Annotated in this window: 6 protein-coding genes; 3 read left to right on the top strand and 3 right to left on the bottom strand. The window is 43.3% G+C overall.

Annotation, left to right across the window (positions count from 1 at the left end; all coding sequences use genetic code 11):
- Positions 1-15: 15 nt before the first annotated feature.
- Genes MHB67_RS03325 through MHB67_RS03335 form a run of 3 tightly spaced genes read left to right on the top strand, consistent with a single transcriptional unit; the run spans position 16 to position 14,651 of the window.
- Positions 16-7,248 (top strand): SDR family NAD(P)-dependent oxidoreductase, encoded by a 7,233-nt coding sequence (locus MHB67_RS03325; protein WP_342492786.1) that lies wholly within the window; start codon positions 16-18, stop codon positions 7,246-7,248.
- The gene (locus MHB67_RS03330) at positions 7,241-13,651 is read left to right on the top strand and encodes an HAD-IIIC family phosphatase (protein ID WP_342492787.1); all 6,411 of its coding nucleotides are present in this window, start codon (positions 7,241-7,243) and stop codon (positions 13,649-13,651) included. The genes MHB67_RS03325 and MHB67_RS03330 overlap by 8 nt, the downstream gene beginning before the upstream one ends.
- Positions 13,644-14,651, top strand: coding sequence for a phosphotransferase enzyme family protein (locus tag MHB67_RS03335; RefSeq protein ID WP_025092649.1), 1,008 nt, complete (start codon positions 13,644-13,646; stop codon positions 14,649-14,651). The genes MHB67_RS03330 and MHB67_RS03335 overlap by 8 nt, the downstream gene beginning before the upstream one ends.
- Positions 14,652-14,691: 40 nt before the next feature.
- On the opposite strand, the gene MHB67_RS03340 is transcribed toward MHB67_RS03335, so the two are convergent.
- The 3 genes from MHB67_RS03340 to putP form a co-directional block, all read right to left on the bottom strand.
- A complete protein-coding gene (locus tag MHB67_RS03340) occupies positions 14,692-16,098 on the bottom strand; it encodes an alkaline phosphatase (RefSeq protein WP_025092650.1) in 1,407 nt (468 codons plus the stop codon).
- Between the two features lie 112 nt (positions 16,099-16,210).
- Positions 16,211-16,909, bottom strand: a complete 699-nt coding sequence (locus tag MHB67_RS03345) for an MgtC/SapB family protein (protein ID WP_171464090.1) — start codon at positions 16,907-16,909, stop codon at positions 16,211-16,213.
- Positions 16,910-17,070: 161 nt separating this feature from the next.
- Positions 17,071-18,552 (bottom strand): sodium/proline symporter PutP, encoded by a 1,482-nt coding sequence (gene putP, locus MHB67_RS03350; RefSeq protein WP_103132287.1) that lies wholly within the window; start codon positions 18,550-18,552, stop codon positions 17,071-17,073.
- Positions 18,553-18,566 lie beyond the last annotated feature (14 nt).

The following is an 18,566-nucleotide window of genomic DNA, read 5'->3' on the forward strand; positions in this document are numbered from 1 at the left end:
GGAGAAATGCAGCGTATGTCTGATCAAGAGCAATGGATCGAATCTGGATTTGAAATTGCAGTCGTAGGATTAGCAGGTACGTTTCCCGGAGCACCGAATGTCCAATCGTTTTGGGAAAATATATCGCAAGGGAAAGAATCCGTTACGTTTTTCACTGATGAAGAATTAAAGGCAGCGGGTGTAGATGAGACGCTGTTAAAACGGTCTGATTATGTGAAGGCGAAGCCATATTTAGAGAATGCATCTTCTTTTGATGCAGACTTTTTTGGCTACTCTCCGCGAGAGGCATCCATTATGGACCCGCAAATTCGATTGATGCACGAATGCACATGGCATGCGCTAGAGGACGCTGGCTATGAGCCTGAGCAATACGAAGGGTTAATTGGCCTTTATGCCGGGGCATCTAGCAATTTATCGTGGATGGGGCAGCATATGTCGTCTCTTGAAAAGAATGAAGATGTGTTTCAAATCATGCATCTCAATGACCCGTCCTTCGCTTCCCGGGTTGCCTATAAATTAAATCTAAAAGGACCAAGTGTATCAGTGCAAACGGCTTGCTCCACGTCGCTTGTTGCTATCCATATGGCCTGCCAAGGATTAATCGGCGGCGAATGTGACCTTGCACTAGCGGGGGGCGTCACACTCCATCAGCCACAGATCACAGGATATCAATACCAAGAAGGAATGATTTATTCCCCTGATGGACATTGCCGTCCGTTTGATGAAAAAGCAAAAGGGACCATTTTTGGTGAAGGTGCAGGCGTTGTTGCACTAAAACGGTTAAAAGATGCGATAGAAGACGGAGATTTTATTTATGCCGTTGTAAAAGGATCTGCAACGAACAATGATGGAAGCAACAAAGTCGGCTATACAGCCCCTAGTGTCAGTGGACAGGCAAGTGTCATTGAATCTGCTTTAGAAATGGCCGAAACAGAGCCAGAGACAATTTCATATATCGAAGCACATGGAACAGGTACGCCTGTTGGAGATCCGATTGAGATTGAGGCACTTACTCGTGCTTTTCAAACAGAGCAAAAAGGCTTTTGCCGACTTGGGTCAGTCAAAGCCAATATTGGGCATTTAGATGCCGCCAGCGGTGTAGCTGGTTTTATCAAAACAGTCATGATGCTGCATCATCGACAATTTGCTCCAATGCCGCACTTTGAGAAGCCGAATCACCGTATTCCATTTGATCAAACGCCATTTTATGTTGGAACAGATAAAGAGGAGTGGAAGACGTCTCATTTGCCAAGGAGAGCTGGAGTCAGTGCCTTTGGTATAGGGGGAGCAAATGCCCATGTCATCTTAGAAGAGGCAAAGCCGAGAGAAGCAAACAGCACGACCTTCTCCAAAGAATTAATCGTGCTGTCAGCCAGATCAACGCATGATTTGAAGAACATGACAAAAAACTTGAAGGAATATGTCTCCTCACATCATGAACTCTCACTTGGTCAAGCAGCTTATACCTTACAAAGGGGAAGAAAAGCCTTCAAATATCGAAAAACGCTTGTCTGTTCCACACGTGATGAATTATTAGAACAGCTGCATGTGCTAAACGAAGAGACGCCAGGCAGAGAAAGTCTTCTTTATAAGCGGATAAACATGAGGCTGACTGGTTTTCATGAAGCAGGATTACGTGATTACATCAAGCTGTATGAGAAAGATCTTTCATTTAAAACAGAAGTGGATCGTTTAATGAGCCTCGTCCAATCCGTGATACCTATTAAAAAAGACGATCTGTTCCATTTCAAACAAAACGGTCACGCAGAAGTGGCTATGCTGATCATGACATTGGCTTTTGCCAGCCAGCTAAGATCACTTAGAATTGAACCAGACGTATGGATTGGAGAGGGCAGCGGGGTGTGGACAGCTTTATGTGCAGCAGATGGGCTTGAGCTAACAGAGGCGGCATCTATTGTATACCGCCTTCATGACAACCAGATGATCAATCAAAAGCTGGCTGCATTGCCTCAGAAGACACTCCAACAGCCTGTTTACATTGCGCAGACAGGGGAGGAACTAACTGCTTTCGATCCATCGTCTGCAATGCGTTTCCTTGATATAGAACAGCCTGTAAAATCGCCTTTGTTCAAGCAAGAATCACCAGCCTTGATGATTGATCTTTCAAAGAAACAAGGAATTGTGGTTGAAAAGGGAGCAGAAAAAACAACCGAACCACTTGATGGAGACCTGATGCAAGTCGCAGGTGTTCTTTGGGAAATGGGGGTCGACTTAGCTTTTCCTTTAACAGAGGAGAAGAATAGGCAGCGCATTCCGCTTCCAGGCTATCCATTTCATAAAACAGATTTCTCTGTACAAACAAAAACGATGGCAGCTATTGAACCACAAAAGCCGAAGGCTGTGAAGCGTGACTTTCCTTCACTCGCCTCTTTACAAAAAGATATTCACACCATTGTTCAAACTCATTTTGGATTTGATCAAATGGATGATGACTCGCCATTTTTTGAATTTGGTGCGACATCACTTGATATATCTCAGCTTGCAGCAAAAATCTCTGAGCGATTGGATCAACAAATTGACACTGTTCAATTGTATCGATTTGCTACAGTTGCAAGTCTTTCTGAATACTTATTTAAAGAACAAACGGAACGTGAGCAAACACCAGCTTCTTTCCCAAAAAGAAATACATCACAGGAAAATTCAGATATTGCGATTGTCGGAATGGCAGGAAGATTCCCAGGGGCTTCATCGCTAGAAGACTTTTGGCAGCGTCTTGTGAATGGCGAAGAAATGATTCACTTTTTCACAGAAGAAGAACTCAAGAAAGCAGGGCTGGATGCGTCAGTCTATCAGCATCCGAATTTCATTGGAGCAAAAGGACGTTTACAAGAAATTGAAGGTTTTGATGCAGATTTCTTCAACTATTCTGCTAGAGAGGCAGAGCTAATGGATCCACAATTCAGGCTCTTGCATGAATGTGCTTGGGAAGCGCTGGAGGATGCTGGCTGTGACCCTGATAGAATGGCAGGGAAAATTGGAGTTTATACAGGAACAAGCCCAAATCATGAATGGCTGACACGCTTTGCACATCAAATGGAAGCAACCGAGCAATTCAGCGCAATGCTGTTAAATGATCGTGAGTTCTTTAGTACGCAACTTTCTTATAAATTGAATCTACACGGGCCTAGTGTGACGATGCAGACAGCTTGTTCGACCTCACTTGTCAACATTGGCATGGCCTGTCAAGCATTATTGAATCAAGAATGTGATGCAGCACTGGCTGGAGGTGTGACGGTTAGTTCTCCAGAAAATATCGGCTATATTTATCAAGATGGAATGATTCAATCAAAAGATGGCCATTGCCGTCCGTTCGACCAAGAGGCGAGCGGAACCATTTTCGGAGATGGAGCGGGGATCGTTCTGTTAAAACGTTATGAAGATGCGATAAGAGATGGCAACCCGATTCATGCGGTCATCAAAGGGGTTGGCGTAAACAATGATGGCAGCCGAAAAGCTGGTTTTACCGCTCCGAGTGTGGAAGGGCAGGCAGAGGTATTAAAAGAAACGTATGAAAAATCAGGTATAGATCCCGCGTCTATCGGTTATTTAGAAGCGCATGGTACGGGGACAAAAATGGGAGATCCAATTGAAGTATCCGCCCTTAGCCAAGTGTTCAAAGGAACAGAGCCGCTGACAATCCCAATCGGTTCAGTTAAAAGTAATGTCGGACATTTAAATAGTGCGGCAGGGATTGCAGGTCTGTTTAAAGCCATTTTGGCTATTCAGCACAAAACGATCCCGCCAACCATTCATTATGAATCACCCAATCAGGAGATTCCTTTTAAAGATACACCGTTTTATGTGAATCAAAAGGCGCTGTATTGGAAGGAATCAGATAAGCCGAGAAGAGCAGGGGTTAGTTCTTTCGGTATCGGCGGGACAAATGCCCATATGATCATAGAAGAAGGCATACGTGTGAAACAAAAGTCAGCTTCTAAGCAAAAGCAGCTGCTCGTTTTATCTGCAAAAACGGATACCGCTTTAGCGAAAATGACAGATCAATTAAAGCAGTATGTGATACAGCATCCTGAAGTTCCGCTTGAAGATATTGCTTATACATTGCGTTATGGCAGAAAGCAATTTCCATATCGAAAAGCGATCGTGCTTGCGTCTGCTGATGAATGGCTGCAGCAGAAACATCTTGAAACCAGTGTGTTCCGAAGCAAAAAATGGCGTAAAGCTACCTTTATGTTTTCAGGTCAAGGTGCTCAATATGCTGGCATGATGCGCGAATTATACGATGCAGAACCAGTGTTCAAATGGGAAGTGGATAGATGCTTCAAATATGTAATGGAGACGGAGCAAGTTGATTTAAAAGGCATTGTTTTTCCAGAGAATGAAACGAATGAAGACATCACAAAAACGTCAAATGCTCAGCCGCTTCTCTTTATATTTGAGTACGCATTAGCAAAATTACTTCAGCATAGCGGTGTTGAGCCAGAGTCAATGATTGGGCACAGTATCGGCGAATATGTTGCCGCTTGCTTGTCAGGGGTCTTTTCTCTGGAGTCAGCATTAACACTCGTCATGGCAAGAGGCAGATTGATGCAAGGAATGGAAAAAGGCGCCATGCTTAGTGTGCAACTACCCGAGGCGGAGCTGAATTCGATCATCGATGAATCGCTTTCGATTGCTGCAGTCAATGCAAAAGACCTTTGTGTCGTTTCTGGTAAAGAAGAGCATATCACCGCTTTTGAAAAGAAATTACAGGACAAAGGAATTGTGACAAGACAGCTCCATACTTCTCATGCTTTTCATTCCTATATGATGGAGCCGATGCTTGAGGCGTTTCAACAATTCGTAGAGAAAGTAGAACTGCATGAGCCGACGATCCCGTTCATATCAAATGTGACAGGCACTTGGGCGACAAATGAAGAGGTGATGACAGCATCTTATTGGACTAACCATCTGCGTGGAACCGTTCGTTTTCATGAAGGTTTATCACAGCTGTTAACCGATGAAGTACGAGCTCTCATTGAGGTCGGACCTGGAAACAGCTTGACGGCATTAGCGAAACGTCATGAAAACAAAGAGTCTCATCATGATGTCCTAAATATGGTGAGGCATGCAAGGGAACAAGCGGATGACCATGCGTATTTCTTAAAACGTATAGGAGAGCTATGGGCAGGCGGTTATGAGGTCAAAACGCAGCCGCGTCCAACTCAAGAGGAACGACAGCTTGTATCGCTTCCCACATATCCATTCGAACGAAAACGATATTGGATTGAAGCAGGAAAGCCCGCTTCTCCGCAGCTGTCCGTTCCTAAGGAAACGAAGAAAAAAGAGATGGAAGAATGGTTCTATCTGCCTTCATGGGAGCAGCAGCCGCTAAAACCAGTTTTCGAAAAAGAACCAGAAGAGCAAACGTGGCTCATTTTCAAGGAACAGGATGCCTTTCATGAACTGTTTGCACAATCATTCAAACAACAAGGAATCAAGGTCATTTTTGTCACAAAGGGTGAGGTCTATCAAGAGCTGGAGCAGGCGTTTACGATCAATCCGGCAGAAGGTAAGCACTACAGAAACATGCTAGATTCATTGTCTAATAAAGGTATCAATATCAATCGGATTCTGCATTTATGGGAATCTGCGAAAGAAGAGGACAGCTTGAATCGCCAAGCTGCCTTTCAGACGCACATTGAAAAGGGCTATTACAGCTTAATTTTCTTATCTCAAGCGATTGCTGCACAAAAAAATATTCGAGAATGCCGTTTGTTTACTGTCACTAGCGGAATTCAGCCAGTTACAGGGAATGAGATGATATGTGCAGAGAAAAGCGCAATGCTTGGGCCGGTTAAAGTCATTTCACAGGAATACCATCACATTAAATGCTGGAATATCGATGTGGAAGATGTGCCGGATGTTATGACTTGGAAGGAACAGGAGCTTGTCGATCTTATTGGGCAGGAAATTATGCAGCCTGGAAAAGACCAGCTTGTAGCGTATCGCAATCGTCAACGCTGGGTGCAGAGCTACAAACGTTTACCGCTGCAAAAAGAAGATGGACTTCCGAAACTGATCAGGTCAAATGGTGTGTATCTCATCACGGGTGGTTTAGGCGGCATTGGATTTGTTCTATCAAAGATGCTGGCGAAAGAAGGAAATGTTCATCTTTATTTAACAGGAAGAACGGCATTGCCGCCAAGAGATGAATGGGCGTCATATGTTCAACAAGAGAATGCCGATGAAGCGCAGCGTACGAGAATTAAGAAGGTACTCGAGCTTGAACGATTAGGTGCAACAGTAGAAGCGGTGCAGGCGAATGCAGGAGATCTTAAGCAGATGAAACATGTTTTTGAAATCATTCGCAAAAAGCATGGCGGCGTTGATGGTGTGTTCCATGCGGCAGGATTACCAGGAAGTACATCCTTCCGAGCTATTAAAGATATCCCATCTACACTGGCGCAGGGAGAGGATCAATTCCAATCAAAAGTGAAAGGGCTCGATGTGCTAGAGCAGCTGCTGGAGCAAGAACAAGCGGATTTTTGTCTCCTCTTTTCATCCATAAGTGCACTGCTCGGAGGCTTAGGATTCTCTGCTTACTCAGCAGCTAACTTATATATGGACGCATTTGCAGCTAGACTCAATCAAAATAGTCAAACCCCATGGATGTGTGTGAACTGGGATGCGTGGAATTTCTGGGGTGAGCTAGAATCCACAATTGGTGAATCGATTAATGAGCTTGCGATTTTACCAGAAGAGGGTGCTGAGCTGTTCCAATATGTTCTGTCTAACCGACAGAATCGTCACATGCTCGTGTCCACAGGAAATCTTGAAGAACGGATAGATCAATGGCTGTCATTAGAATCGAAGGCTGTAGCGAGTGCGGATTCATATGAAGTGTCTAAGCACGAAAGACCAGAGCTGGGCAATCCGTATGTGGCTCCTCGAAATGAAACTGAAAAAGTGATCTGTCAAGTGTGGCAGGATTTTATGGGCATGGAGCAAGTGGGCATTCACGACAACTTCTTTGATTTAGGTGCAAGCTCGCTGGATATTGTTCAAGTGACCAATCGGTTAAATCAAGCACTTCAAACAAATGAAGCAGTGGTGACCTTGTTTACGTACCCATCTGTCGCAGAGCTTGCAAAATATATTCAGCCTTCTGAGGAATCGAAGGAAGATACGATGGAAGAAGAACTAGCCGTCGTCACATCAGGTGATCGAAGAGCTCGTTTTAAACAGCAACGGAATAAAAGATTGAGAGGCGGAATCGAGAATGAATGATACAACGAATCACTATCATGGCGCAGAAATTGCTGTTATCGGTCTTGCAGGTCGTTTTCCAGGTGCCAAAAACGTAGATGAATACTGGGAGAATCTGAAAAAGGGAAAAGAAACAATCTCCTTTTTTACAGAGGAAGAATTACGAAGTGAAGGTACAGATGAAGCCTTATTGAAAAACCCTCGTTTTGTCAAAGCAAAAGGGATGCTTGACGATGTCGATTTATTTGATGCGGATTTCTTTGACTATACTCCAAAGGAAGCGGCTATGATGGATCCGCAGTTCAGACTGTTTCATGAATGTGTTTGGACGGCACTTGAAGATGCTGGGTATGATCCGTTTGAATATAAAGGGCAAATCGGTCTTTATACAGGTGCAGGAATCAATACAGAATGGGTCATGAGAGCACTTCAAGGGGCAGCTCAAGGTGAGGATTCAAAAACGCTGGAAGCTGCTGTTCTAAATATGCGTGACTATTTGGCGACGATGATTTCGTATAAATTAAATCTAAAAGGACCGAGTATGGTGGTGCAAACCGCCTGCTCGACCTCGATGGTGTCGATTCATTTAGCTGTTCAGGCTTTATTAAGCGGAGACTGTCATATGGCTGTTGCAGGCGGTGTGTCCATTCGCCTGCCGCAAAAATCGGGTTATCTATATCAAGAAGGAATGATCCATTCTTCCGACGGTCACTGCCGCGTTTTTGATAATAAAGCAGATGGAACCGTTTTTGGAGATGGTGCAGGAGCTGTTATTTTAAAAAATTTAGAGGATGCAATTGAAGACGGCGATCACATTTATGCTGTCATTAAAGGATCTTCTATTAATAATGATGGAAATAGAAAAGTAGGGTATACGGCACCGAGTACGAAAGGCCAAGTATCAGCTATTAAGACAGCACTTCGAATGGCCGAGGTTGAACCTGAATCCATTTCTTATATTGAAGCACATGGAACCGGAACAACACTAGGAGATCCGATTGAAATTGAAGCACTCAAGCAAGCGTTTGATACAGATAAAAAAGGCTTTTGCCGCATTGGTTCTGTCAAATCAAATGTTGGTCATTTGAATGATGCATCAGGTGTCGCTGGCTTTATTAAAACCGTATTAAGCTTAAAGCATCAAGTGATTCCGCCAACGATTCATTTTGAAACACCGAATGAAAAAATTGAATTTGCTGATTCTCCATTCGTTGTAAATACGGATTTGACACCATGGAGCGAGCAGGCATCTCCTCGCAGGGCAGGTGTAAGCTCATTTGGGATTGGTGGAACAAACGCTCATGTCATTTTAGAAGAAGCACCTGCTGCACGTGTCCCAGCAGATCGCACAGAAGATAGTGAACTTCTTTTATTATCTGCGAAAACACCGGCAGCCCTTGAAAAAATGACGGATCGCCTTGCTGACTATTTACTTCAGCATCAGCAGCATATTCGTTTAAGTGATGTCGCCTATACGCTGCAAACAGGGCGCCATCATTTCCCGCATAAACGTGTCATTCTTGGAAGTGATACAGCTGACATGTTACAGGCGCTGAATCAAAGGTCAAAAGAGGTGGTCAAGACGGCAAGCTCTCAAACATCGAGCCGGCCAATCGTCTTTCTTTTCCCAGGCCAAGGATCTCAGTATGTAGACATGGGGCGTCAGCTTTATGACAAGTATCCAGTTTTTAAGGAAGCGCTGGATCAATGCTTGAATCAATTCAAACAGCATGTCTCAGTTGACCCGTTCAGCATTTTATTCTCAACAGAAGCAAGTGATGATCCTCAATTGATTAACCAAACCGAATATACACAGCCGCTTCTGTTTAGTATGGAATACGCTTTGGCTAAATTGCTGATGCATTTTGGCATCAAACCGCAGGCGATGATCGGTCACAGTATTGGAGAATACACTGCTGCTGCCGTATCTGGTTTACTGTCTGTTGAAGATGCCGTAGATCTCGTCTGTTATCGCGGACAGCTGATTAGCCAGCTTCCAAAAGGCTCTATGCTGAGCGTACCTTTGAGTGAACAGAAAGTGCTGTCATATTTGACGGATGACCTTTCACTTGCGGCAGTAAATGGACCTGAGTTATGTGTGGTGTCTGGTGAGACGGCATCTATTGATGCACTCGCTGAGAAGCTGGAGGCAGCTGGACATGGGTGCAGAAAGCTTCACACCTCTCATGCCTTCCACTCAAAAATGATGGATGATATCCTGCCATCATTCAAAGAAAAGGTAGCTGAGTATCAATTGAATGCGCCATCTATCCCGTATATTTCTAACGTCACAGGTACGTGGATTGAACATGAAGCAGTGCAAGATCCAGCATACTGGGCTGATCACTTGCGGCAAGCAGTTCGTTTCCGTGATGGAGCAGAGACATTATTAACGGAGCTTGATCCCATTTTTATTGAAGTTGGACCGGGGAATACGTTAAGCGCCTTTATTCGTCAAGTCTCAAAGGATCACCATCAGCAGCCGATTCCATTGATGCGTCACCCGAAAGAAGAGGCAGCAGATGACCGCTACCTGCTGGGAAGATTGGGTGACATCTGGCTTCAAGGAGTGCCTGTGGACTGGACAAAATTACGAAAACAGAAATCGAATCAAAAAGTATCCCTGCCAACTTATCCGTTTGAACGACAAAGATATTGGATTGAAAAGGGAGATACAGCCGCGTTATCCTCGCCTTCAGGTGTGCAAATGGTTGTGCCGAAGGAAAACAAAGGGCAGGAAATAGAAGAAAGCAATCAATATCAATCCACTGAGGCGAATGGTATAGAAGCAACATTACAGCGGATGTGGAAAGATATTTTAGGTATTGAAAAGGTGGGAAGAGACGATCACTTCTTTGAGCTTGGAGGACATTCGTTAAATGCGACCGGTCTTATTTCTCAAATTCACAAAGAGTTTGGTGTAGAACTAACACTCACAGATATGTTCAACCATCCGACGATCGAGAAGCTCCAAGCATTCATTGAAAAGGCAGAGAAGCATCAATATTTCAAAATTGAACAGGTGGAACAGAAAGACACGTACCCATTATCCGCCGCTCAAAGACGAACATTCCTCATTCATCAGCGTATTGGTCAAGTGACTTCATATAACATGCCAATGGCTCTGAGATGTAAAGGTGAAATCGACGTCGAGCGCTTTGAACAGACCTTTAAGCAATTGATTGATCGTCATGAAACCTTGCGAACGACCTTTGAGTTAAAGGATGGAGAACCTGTTCAGCGGGTCCATGATGATTTTCAATTTGCTGTTGAAATGACTGAGGCTGATGAACAAGAATTAGAAGCACAAATCGATGAATTCATTCGTCCATTTGACTTAAAGGCTGCACCATTGATTCGTGTGCGTTTTGTGAAAATTGTAGAAGATGATCATCTTTTATTAGTTGATATGCATAATATTGTCGCTGATGGAGCGAGCATGAACATCTTTATTAAAGAATTTACTGAGCTCTATCGCGGGGAAACCTTGCCGGAACTTACTGTGCAATATAAAGATTATGCAGTGTGGCAAGACAAATATTTCCGCAGCGAGATGTTTCAAAAGCAGCAGGATTATTGGAAGGAGCAAATGGGCTCAAATGTTCCGACTTTGACAATGCCATATGATTTTGAACGAAAGGAACAATCCTTTTTGGGAAGAGCGATCAAATTTAATATTGAACCGCACATCGTTGAGAAAATTGAACAGCTCGCTGAACGATATCAGCTGACCAATAACGTCATCTTGTTCCAGCTTTATGGCCTGCTGCTCTCACGTTATGCCGATCAGCAAGAACTGATTGTCGGTTCTCTTGTGGCTGGAAGACGTCATGCAGATATTGAGCATACGATCGGGATGTTTACGAACTTCCTGCCAATCAAACTAGACATGGCACAAGAAGCATCCTTTATAGAACAATTGGTACAGACAAAACAAGTACTACTCGATGCGTACGACCATCAAGAATACCCGTTTGACCAAATGGTCGAGCATTTGAATCCAAAAACAAGGCCGCATCGCAATCCATTCTTTGATACGATGCTTATCTATCACAATGAATACGATCCGAATATTAAAATTGAAGCTGATGGACTGACCTTTGAAACGCATGAGTTTGCAAAGGGAATTTCCAAACTCGATATGAAAATGGATGTTGTCAGAGAGGTAACGGGTGAGTTAAAGTGCGTCCTTCAATACAACCTTGCTCTGTTTAAACATGAAACGATGCAAGCTTTCGTCAAGCACTTCCAACACTTGATCGAACAAGCTGTTCAAACACCAGATCAACTGCTCAAGGATTTCGCTGTGCTTTCACAGGAAGAAGAACAAGCAGCAAAAGAGAAAAGAGATCGTGCAGAGAAAAAAGAACCACTTGTGCTCACAATCAGCTCGACATTTACAGCAGATCCAGTTGCTCCTTACATTCAGTATTGGACCAAGCAGTTTGATGTGCAGTTCGATATTCAGTTTGCACCGTATGGGCAGATGTATCAGGAGCTGTTAAATGAGCGCAGCCTTATCTCACAGAAGAAAAACGGTGCAAATCTTCTCCTCATTCGTCTAGAGGATATCGCTGGTCCAGCCCATCTCTCACTGGATGAAAAGAAAAAACTGGCTTCAGAGCATGCAGAAGAACTTGTAAACGTTCTGAAATCAAAAACAAAACATAACCTATATTTTGTTGGTATTCTCCCGATAAGTGCGGCTCTTAGGGACACGTTGCAAGACGTGGAACAAGAGTGGATTGCTCAGTTATCTAAGATAGGCGGTGTTCAGTTGATCGACTGTCGTCACCTTGCTCAGCAATATCAGCTCGATGACATTTTTGATGAAAAAGGAGAGCAAGCCGCACATCTCCCATTCACTGAAGTCTTTTGCGGTGCCATCGGTACAAAAGTCGCGCGAGAGATTGTGGCATGGAAAGGTGCACCATTTAAGGTAGTGGCCATTGATTGTGATCATACGCTGTGGAGAGGTATTGTTTCAGAAGACGGTGTGGAAGGCATCGACATTACGCCAGAACATCAAATGCTTCAGCACTTCTTAAAGCAAAAACAACAAGAGGGAATGCTGCTTGTGCTAAGCAGCAGAAATAATGAAGAAGATGTGTGGCGTGTGTTTGAAAACCACCCAGATATGGTCTTACAAAAAGACGATATTGTCGACTGGCGGATCAATTGGGAAAGTAAACCGGGACATCTAAAAGAAATGGCAGATTCACTGAACCTTTCATTATCTCAGTTTATTTTCTTAGATGATGACCCAGCTCAGTGCTTGCGAATGAATGAAGAGCTGCCAGAAGTGATGACATTGCTCTTACCTGCCAATGAAAAAGCCATTCCATTATTTGTTGAGCATGCTTGGGCTTTTGACCGTTATGATGTTACGGATGAGGATAGAGGGCGAACCATGAGCTACAAGGCTGAAAAAGCTCGTCAAAAAGAGAAAGCAGAGTCGCCGTCAATGGAACAATTTTTACAAGATTTGAACTTGCACATGAGTATAACAGAGTGGGGAGAGCAGCACCTTGCGCGTGTGGCACAAATGAGCAGCCGTATTAACCAATTCCGCTTAAATGATCAGCACTTTGATGAACAGCAGCTGAGAGAGAGGATGGAAAATGCGCATGTTCAGGGCTGGCTCATTGAGGCAGCAGACCGCTTCAGTCATGAAGGGATTGTAGGAGCGATCTTGGCTCATCATGCAGACGACACCTTGAAAATTGATGCATGGATGCTAAGCTGCCGTGCTCTAGGGAAAGGGATTGAGCAAAAATGTCTGACATGGCTCGCCGAATACAGCCGTCAGCACCAGCTTTCTTCCATTGAATTTACGTTTGTATCGACCGGACGTAATGAACTATTCAAGTCATTTATGGAAGAGCACCAGATCCAGGAGATCGAGGGGCAGCAAACGTATCGTATACAAGTGGGGGAAATCGGTTCATTGAGTGATCACATTCAAATCGCCGGTCACCTGTCACCTCCTCAGCACTCGACTGAAGAAAAAGAGGGTCACAAGATGGAGGCAGCAAGTCATCTCGCTTCTAAAGGTTTTACATGGGAAACGGTTCAAACAGATCAAACGCTGCATAGCGGTTATGTAAAAGCCCTTGAGGTACATGATGAAGATAGTCTACGTTCATTATTAACGACAAAATTTACACAGGATCAAAGACTTTATGCACAGCCAACCAATGAACGTGAGGCATTACTTTTAGACATTTGGTGTGACATTCTTCATGTGGAAAAAGTAGGAATTGACAACGACTTTTTCGATTTAGGAGGAAATTCTTTACTTGCTGTCAAAATGGAAGTAGAGATTGAAAAGAAGGGTTGGTATGTTGATGATTTGAATTTTGCTGAAAAACACACCATTCGCGAATTAGCAAAATATATGAAGAGGGAGAATCAGCATGCATAAAGATGTAAAAGCCATATATGAAGAATCAAAAATTTTAGATGAGGCTACTCATTTATACGGGGTCAAGCGAAGTGATATCCACTTTATCGCAGATGCAGAAAACTATGTGTATGAACTAAAAAAAGATGGAGAGTCTTTCATTTTAAAAATTACTCATACCATCCGCAGATCACCTGATTATATTTTAGGTGAAATGGAATGGCTGCATCACTTAGCGAAGGGCGGACTTTCCGTTGCGAAACCAATTGCTTCATTAAATGGCCGTGATATCGAGCAAGTAGACGATGGGCAGGGCGGCGCATTTCTGCTTCGAGTCTATGAAAAAGCACCAGGTCGTAAAGTCGAAGAGGCGGACTGGAACGATGAATTATTTTATGCCCTTGGACAGTACACAGGTCGCATGCACAAACTGACAAAAAGCTATCATTTGTCAGACCCGCGTTACAAAAGACAAGAGTGGGATGAAGAGGAGCAGCTGAAACTGCGTAAATATGTACCGGCAGATCAGACCCTTGTTTTCGAACAAGCGGATCGGTTGATGGAAAAGCTGGCAAAGCTTCCGAAAAATCAAGATACGTACGGATTGGTTCATGCGGATCTTCATCACGGAAACTTCCACTGGGATCAAGGGAAAATTACGACCTTCGATTTCGATGATATTGGGTACAACTGGTTTATGAATGACATTAGTATTTTGCTATACAATGTCTTGTGGTACCCAGTAATTCCATACGAAGACAAAGCTGCTTTTGCAGGAAACTTTATGAAACAGTTCCTTAAAGGCTATCGTGAAGAGAATGAACTTGGAGATGAGTGGCTTGCCTATATTCCTGATTTCCTACGTTTACGTCACATGCTGATCTATGGCTTGCTGCATCAAGCATTTGATTTAGCTGACATCGGAGAAGAAGAAAAGGCGATGCTCGCCGGCTTCCGTTCCGACATTGAAGAAGCAGCACCTATAACGACGTTTGACTTTACAAAGCTAAGTCAATCTTAAAATAAACATCCCCGCCTATATGATGAGGCGGGGATTGTTTTTATGGACGATAGGTGGATGGTGATTCAATGATTTGGAACAGGTTCTTTCCTTGCTTTGTATTATCGATCCAGCCCTGGAAGGCTGTTTTTCCAGGTCCGTATGCATAGACAGGGACATCCTCACCTGTATGGGCAAAGGTTGTCCAGCCTGAGAAAGAACGCTGATCGAAAATATGTTGAATGCTGAGTTGGATCGTACTGGCCTTTCCTGACTGTGCTGCTTTTTCTACCTGTGAGATTTCACCTTCTGTGAGAGAAACTTCAATATAGGTCTGAAGGACATCACGTACAGATTGTCCGTCTGCGATTTTCTTAGCCATATAAACAGGTGTTTTCTTAGCAGCTAAGATGGGCACTGGGTCCCATTTGTAGCCAGTCTCACTTGTCATCCCATCTGTGCCAAACGAAAAACCGCCAGTCGCATGATCTGCCGTGATGACGACAAGTGTTTCTTGATCTTTTTTCGCGAACTGGAGAGCTGTTTGAACTGCTTTCTCAAAATCCTCCATCTCACTCATTGCGCCAACCACATCATTTTCATGTCCTGCAGAATCAATGGTACTGCCTTCAAGTAGCATGAAAAAACCATGCTGATTATCTTGATTCAATTGGGTGAGTGCTGCCTGCGTCATGTCTTTTAACTTAGGCACATGCTTCGGACGGTCGATGGCTCGATCCAGCTCGTCCTCCTGGAATAAGCCGAGCATTTTCGAAGATGATTGAGAGGTTAGATCATCTTTTGATCGCAGAATGGAATACCCGCTCTTCTTAAATTCTTGAACTAGATTACGGTCTTTTCGGTCAAAATATTGCATTCCGCCACCTAGAAGGATATCAACTTTGTGCTCTCCTCCTATTTTCTCATCAAAAAAGTGGTCTGCAATTTGTTCTTTATTTTTTCGGGAGACGTTATGTGTACCAAAAGCGGCAGGTGTTGCATCGGTGATGTCAGATGAGACAACAAAGGCTGTTTTCATTTTTGCTTCCTTTGCTGCTTCAACGACACTTCTAAGAGGTTGTTTTTCATGATTGACGGCAATGGCATCATTGTATGTTTTTTTTCCAGTCGCCATGGCTGTTGCTGCGGCAGCTGAGTCAGTAATATTATCTCGAGGATCATCTGGATGTGTGGTCTGCATCCCGACTAAATAAGGGTCCCAGACGGTTTTTCCTTTTACAGAACCATGCTTTTCCTGCTTGAATGTACGGTAGGCTTTGATCATGGGCATCCCCATTCCATCACCAACGATAAAAATAATATTTTTTGGTGTTTTCGTTTGTTTCTTGTCTGCTGCATTCGTTGATACGGGAGTGACATAATGTGAGGTGAAAAGGACAGCTAATAAGAGTACTGCTAGAATTCCGCTGAAAAAAAATATACGTTTTTTACGATCCATAGAACCCATGAAAAATCCCCTTTTATCATTTATTTCATAATTTGTATTTTATTTGAATCTTCAAAATGGTTCAACCCCTTTTCCCATAAAAAAGGTGATGAGCCTTTTGTCTCATCACCTTTTATACCGTATCACACTTCACGCCAACGACGCCTTCTAGATCTTTAATATCAAAGTACACATCGGTTGTATAGCGGTCTTTATGCACACGTACGCGTACTTCCATGATCGGATAGTCCTTTTCTTTTAAATCATCAATTCGTACAGAATGAATGCGGATATTGAGGGCTTTCATTTCTTTTAAAATATCGGTCATGCGGTTTCTGTCAGAAAGAGACATTCTGATGCGGATTTCTTTTTCCTGCAGGCGAATCGGTCCGATCCGCTGGAAGAGCCATGGCAGGAATTCGACACTAATGAGAATAAAGAAAAGACTGAGGAAGGCTTCTTTATAAAACCCTGCACCTGTTGCAACCCCAAGCCCTGCTGCTCCCCAGATCATCGCAGAAGTCGTGAGACCTGAGATGACATCATTGCTTTTTCGAAGAATCACACCTGCTCCAATAAAACCAACACCAGATATAATTTGCGCCGGTAACCTGAGTGGGTCCATTTGAAGCTTAGAGACTCGAGGGAAATTGTAGGCTGCATCAATGCTGATGATGGTTAAGACGCAGGAGCTGACAGCAATGACAATACACGTTTTTAAGCCGAGGGGCTTTTTCTTCAGCTCTCGTTCAAGCCCGATAATCAGACCGATTAAGGTGGCCACGGCTAATTTTAAGACTGTATCCCATTCAATTGTCCAAAACATGCATATCGCTCCTTTCACTTCATGTACGTTTCACAACATGTATATGATCTTCTCACAGCCCATATGGCTGCACAACTCTTATTTTATTCAGTTTCTGAAGAAAGAAAAGCTTTTTATTTTATTTAAAAAGAGAGTCATCCGCATAGGGCAGATGACTCTTCAATTCTTTATTTTGTTTCTTCTTCAAGATGATTTTCCATTTTGGTAAACAGCTTCTTAGAAGCTTTTGATGGTTTATTGGTCAAGAGGCTGACAATGATGGCAGTCAAACCACTCAAAATAAATCCTGGAACCATTTCGTACAAACCAGTTGTATTATTCAAGCCGGTTGAAATCCATGTTAATACTACAACTGCCCCTACAACCATTCCTGCAAGTGCACCGTGATGGTTCATTCGCTTCCAATATAGGCATAGAAGGATAACTGGACCAAATGAAGATCCAAACCCTGCCCAAGCATAACCAACAAGGTCAAGAATGGTATCACTTGGATTAAGTGAAAGACAAAGCGCGATAATGGCAACCACCAATACAGACATACGCCCAATCATCACTAGTTCTTTGTCTGACGCTTTTCTTCTAAAGAAGGTTCGATATAAATCCTCTGTCATTGCACTTGCAGTCACAAGCAGCTGTGAAGAGATCGAACTCATAATCGCAGCTAAAATAGCAGAGAGTAAAAATCCAGTAATATACGGATGGAATAACACCTTAGAAAACACAATAAAGATGGTTTCTGGGTCTGCTAAAGTGGTACTAGTCTCATGTACATAGGCTACACCGACTAATCCAACAGACAGTGAACCAATAACAGACACAATCATCCAGCTCATCCCGATGCGACGTGCTGGCTTTAAATCCTTTACAGTCGTAATGGCCATGAATCGAACAATGATGTGCGGCTGTCCAAAGTAACCAAGCCCCCATGCTAAGAAGGAAATAATGCCAATGACGCTCGTTCCTCTGAATATATCAAGCAATTTTGGATCAATTTGTTGGATATCTTGATACGTGGCAATTGGGCCACCTAATTGAGTAAAGGCAACGATCGGCACGAGCACTAATGCTAAAAACATAATGGCTCCTTGAACAAAATCAGTTAAGCTCACTGCCAAAAAGCCACCGAATAAAGTGTATAAGATCACGATACTAGAGGTTAAAATTAAACCAAAGATATAATTGGCACCAAACGCAGATTCGAATAAACGACCGCCAGAAACCATACCTGATGAGGTGTACAGTGTAAAGAAAATCATAATAATAACTGCTGAGACAGCTTTTAATAAAGTAGAAGAATCTTTAAATCGTTTGTCAAAAAAGTCTGGAATGGTGATCGCATCATCAGCAACCTCAGTATACGATCGTAAGCGGGGAGCTAAAAATAGATAATTCAAGTAAGCCCCACTAATCAAACCAACAGCAAGCCATCCTGACGAAAGCCCTGTTGTATACATCGCGCCTGGAAGTCCCATGAGCATCCAGCCGCTCATATCTGAAGCACCAGCAGATAGAGCTGTCACGTAAGGACCCAGCCCGCGTCCGCCCAGCATATAATCATTCAAGTCATTTGTTTTTCTAAATGCATACCAGCCAATCGCCAGCATTCCAATAAAATAAATAGCTAGAGAAATTCCAATCTCAATACTCATGTTTCCATATCACC

This window comes from Bacillus sp. FSL H8-0516 (assembly GCF_038635285.1).
Classification (GTDB): Bacteria; Bacillota; Bacilli; order Bacillales; family Bacillaceae; genus Bacillus; species Bacillus safensis.